Source organism: Microcoleus pseudofavosus SVA1_A4 (genome assembly GCF_036700565.1).
GTDB lineage: Bacteria > Cyanobacteriota > Cyanobacteriia > Cyanobacteriales > Microcoleaceae > Microcoleus.
On record NZ_JAUBPE010000151.1, the window covers coordinates 1 to 4,333 of the forward strand.

Annotated in this window: 3 protein-coding genes; all 3 read left to right on the forward strand. The window is 47.0% G+C overall.

Going from position 1 to position 4,333, the window contains the following annotated elements; all coding sequences use genetic code 11:
• Positions 1 to 540: 540 nt before the first annotated feature.
• The 3 genes from QUA02_RS32760 to QUA02_RS32770 all read left to right on the forward strand — a co-directional run bounded on the left by QUA02_RS32760 (position 541) and on the right by QUA02_RS32770 (position 4,263).
• Positions 541 to 1,302, forward strand: coding sequence for a hypothetical protein (locus tag QUA02_RS32760; RefSeq protein ID WP_333033891.1), 762 nt, complete (start codon positions 541 to 543; stop codon positions 1,300 to 1,302).
• Between the two features lie 199 nt (positions 1,303 to 1,501).
• A complete protein-coding gene (locus QUA02_RS32765; protein ID WP_333033892.1) occupies positions 1,502 to 2,404 on the forward strand; it encodes a hypothetical protein in 903 nt (300 codons plus the stop codon).
• Between the two features lie 11 nt (positions 2,405 to 2,415).
• A complete protein-coding gene (locus QUA02_RS32770) occupies positions 2,416 to 4,263 on the forward strand; it encodes an Ig-like domain-containing protein (protein ID WP_333033893.1) in 1,848 nt (615 codons plus the stop codon).
• The last annotated feature ends 70 nt before the right edge of the window (positions 4,264 to 4,333 follow it).

The following is a 4,333-nucleotide window of genomic DNA, read 5'->3' on the forward strand; positions in this document are numbered from 1 at the left end:
TTGTTGAGCAACAGCTTGCCTGAGCTTCAAAGGTGGCTACTTTTAGCTGCGCTCATTTTTTAGTCTAAACTACAGTTATTAGATAAGAGGTATGGTTGCTCTTGCTTATCGAGTTGCTCAGGATGGCAATGACTAGTAGTTGCTAGATATTACGCAATAAAAACGGCGTTGCTGATTTACGGTATGAAAGGCTAAATATGCCAGTCATAGAAACCAGTATCCACAAAGCTTCTGGATGTTAAACTTATTTTTTTTATACCCTGATTAAGCAACGCCATAAAAACAAATAAATCGATAAATTAATTCATTTCATTGCAACACTTCTTTTTTTCAAAGAGCTAAAAGGAGTTGGTTTGGCAAAAATCAAAATTAATTGGCGTTAGACGTTGATTTGGACAAGAAAGTTGAGGGAAGAGTTTCATTATGCCAGTCAATTTAAGAATTCGATCTCACAAGACGATCGCCATAATATTTATTGCCTCGTTACTAATAAACGTACTTGCTATGAAAAGCACGTACTCTCAGCAGAGCTGCCAAAATATGCAAACTTCAATTCAAATTATCGACGAAACGGGCGGGAGGTGGATTTCTGCCACGTCCCTGTACGATTCATCTTTCAAGAACTATGTAACTACAATTTCCCAACACGTCTCTGGCAAGATTGACGGAATGGCACAGTGCCACGGGGATTTGAAAAGTTCTCCAGAAGTCAAGCTTTTTTTCGTTTACCGTCGGCTGGTCACATCCACGCCAATCGTAGCACCGTTCAACTTAGAGCGTACAGAATCTAATGATACCAGGAATTTGGAAAGTCCTTGGGTAAAACTCACATTCAGCCGATCGCCCAAGCTCGTTGTGCGTGCGGTGTTCCTATGGAACGAACAACAGTTTCTGCTCGACCAATCACTGATGTCGGGCATACGTGCCTCGCCCACCAATCCTCTGGTTCCGATCGATCGGGCCATCTTCGAGCAATTTGTAGAAGATTACGACTCTGTGCTGGCTGTACGGTCTCCAGAAGCCCAGTCTGCCGCCCAAGCCAGTATTTCAAAGCGCTTGCCACCAGAAATATTTTGGCTGTTTCGTAATGCGCGACAAAGCAGCTTATCTGCGTTCCAGGTGGAAGTAGTCTCCGCTCTTAACTCCATCCTTACGCAGGCTGCGATCGGATATACCGATCTTACCAAGGCTCTCGTTGACCAATTTTTTACATCAGGACAAACAGAGATCCGCTACGAAAGCGTTCTCGATCTCAAAAACCTATTCACCCTCGATCAATACCGGGTTAACCGACTTCACTAAGGAAAAAAATCATGGTTTGGAGCTTTTCGGAAAAAACGACGTTCACGGGTTATACTACCTCCGAAGAGGCAGAGATCCTTAATTCATTTCATTGCAACACTTATTTTTCTCAAAGAGCTAAAAGGAGTTGGTTTGGCAAACATCAAAATTAAGACGTGTTAGACGTTGATTTGGACAAGAAAGTTGAGGGAACAGTTTCATGATGCCACTCAATTTAAGAATTCGATCGTACAAGACTATCGCCATAATATTTATGGCCTCGTTACTAATCAACGTGTTCGCGATGAAAAGTACGTACTCTCAGCAGAGCTGCCAAAATGTGCAAACTTCAATTCAGAGTATCGACGAAACGGGCGGGAGGCAGTTTTCTGGCACGTCCGTTGACAGTTTGCCGGATTCACCTTTCAAGAACTATGCAACTACAATTTCCCAACACGTCAGGGCCAAGATTGACGGAATGGCTCAGTGCCACGGGGATTTGAAAAGTTCTCCAGAAGTCAAGCTTTTTTTCGTTTACCGTCGGCTGGTCACATCTGTGAGTCCGCCAATCGAAGGACCGTTCAACTTAGAGCGTACACAATCTAATGGTACCAGGTATTTGGATAGTCCTTGGGTAAAACTCACGTTCAGCCGATCGCCCAGGCTCGTTGTGCGTGCCGTGTTCCTCTGGAGCGAACGACAGTTTCTGCTCGATCAAACACTGATGTCGGGCATACGTGCCTCGCCCACCAATCCTATGGTTCCGATTGATGAGCCCATCTTCAGGCAATTTGTACAAGATTACACGGACTCTGTGCTGGTTGTACCGTCTCCAGAAGCTAGTTCTGCCGGCCAAGCCAGTATTTCAAAGCGCTTGCCACCAGAAATCCTTTGGCTGTTTCGCAATGCGTTTCAAAGCACGCGCGGTCCTTTCTCCGGGATGGTGGCCTCCGCTCTTAACTCCGCTGTTGGGAAGGCAGCGAGCGGATATACCGATCTTACCAAGGCTCTGGTTGACCAATTTTTCACATCAGCAAAAACTGAGATCCGCTACGAAAGCGTTCTGGATCTCAAAAACCTATTCAGCCTCGATCGATACCGTGTTAACAACCTTCTTGATTAAGGAAAAAAATTATGGCTTGGACATTTTCTCAAAAGACGACGTTCACGGGTTTTACTCCCACCCAAGAGACAGCGATCCTTGCTGCTTTGCAAACAGCTTACGACGGTTCGTCCACAGCTAAGACTATGTTCGACAATTGGATTAATGCCGGGAACATAATAGACATAAAATTCATGTCGGGCGAGTTTCAGGTCCCTGCTGCCAGCACGGGCAGACTGGAAATTGATTTGGCAAGGTTGAATAATGCAAGTTACATCACTCCGACTGGCAAAGCCGTAAAAGATACGTTAGTCACGAGTTTAGTGCACGAGCTCGGTCATGCGCTGACCGGAAAACTAGATAATGTGACGCCCTTAGATTTCAAAGGAGATAATGTTAAGTTTGTAAATCAGATTTACAAGGAGCTTGGTCTTCCCGAACAGGTTTCTTTCCTTGCATACGACAGGGATGGAACCCTCCACAAACTCAATTATGAGTATACAAACGGCGTGGCGATAGATGCCGCCAGAAGTGAGAACGCTGACATAAGTTCGGCTTCACTCGGTACGTCGAACGACCTGCTGATCGGAGGGCCATCCCCTAACACTCTTCGGTCTGGTGACGCCAATGACTTTTTGTTCGGCGCTGGCGGGGATGATACGTTGAACGGAGGCGCTGGTACAGACACCGCAGTTTATTTTGGGACGCCACTTGACTACGACATCCAGAAAAATTCAGACGATTCTTGGTCAGTTAGCAACGCGCGCGGTGCAAAGGACGCTGGTTCAGATACGCTCAAATACGTCGAATTCGTGCAGTTTGACGGCGGTCAGACATACAAACTTGCAAAGGGTGGTCTTACCTTCCAAACCGATTTCGCTCTTGTGATCGACACTACAGGCAGCATGGGTTCATCAATAGGAAGTGTGAAAGCGCAGGCATCTTCACTTATTGATGCAGTATTCGCTGGCGGCAAGAACGATGGTCGCATTGGGGTGGTCGGGTTTAAGGACAGTATCAGTGGGGAACCGTCACAGGTTATTCTCCCGTTTACAAATCAAGACGACTTTGCCGCCAGAAAAGCCGCCGCACTTGCAGCAATAAATAGCATCACTGTAGGCGGTGGTGGCGACACTCCGGAGACAGCCTTTGACGGGCTTCGTGTTGCACTAGACGGGTCTATGGGGCAATGGAGGTTTGGCGCAGGCGTGCTTCGGATCGCTCTATTTACAGACGCACCAGCGAAAGACGGCGCCCTAGCTAGCCAAGTGAACGCCCTTGCTAGTAGTATTGGAGCCACGGTAGGAGCGCGTTCCTCCGTAGCCGGATCGGGCGGCTCAGTCGATACCTTTACCCTTGCGTTGGGAGATAACGGTTCGAGCAGTACACAACAACGAAGTAACCCAGGTGACCCCAACGCTAATCCCCCTTTCCCATTTGTGCCATCCGACGATGACGATCCCATCACTCCCGATCCGACGGATCCGACAACTGCACAAGTGCAAATATTTACAATATTCACTGGCCCTAATGGCACTAATACGTCTGCCCTTGAGGATATAGCAGACACCACTGGGGGCGAGTTCCTTAAGACCACAACAAATGAGGACTTGGTGAGCATCTTGCTCAACATCATCAATTTACCGCCCGGGTCTGCGAATACTCCTCCCACAGCGGAAAATGACAACGTCACAACGAACCAGAACATCGCCGTTAGTATAAATGTTTTAGCTAACGACAGTGACCCTAATGGAGATGTCATAACCGTAGAAGCATTTGACAGCGTTTCTGCGGAAGGAGGTAACATTGTTCTGGATAATCGCGGTACGCCTGATAACCTTGCTGACGATCGATTAGTCTACACTCCTTTAACTCAATAGTTCGGACAGTTTTTAAGCAGCCAGAGTACCATAAGACAAGACTGAAGGAAGGTTAGGGTGATTTAAAATC

What these genes read in the sequence shown, in the direction of transcription:
- QUA02_RS32760 (WP_333033891.1), top strand. Translation starts at nt 541, where the DNA reads ATGCAAACTTCAATTCAAATTATCGACGAAACGGGCGGGAGGTGGATT.
- QUA02_RS32770 (WP_333033893.1), top strand. Translation starts at nt 2,416, where the DNA reads ATGGCTTGGACATTTTCTCAAAAGACGACGTTCACGGGTTTTACTCCC.
- QUA02_RS32765 (WP_333033892.1), top strand. Translation starts at nt 1,502, where the DNA reads ATGATGCCACTCAATTTAAGAATTCGATCGTACAAGACTATCGCCATA.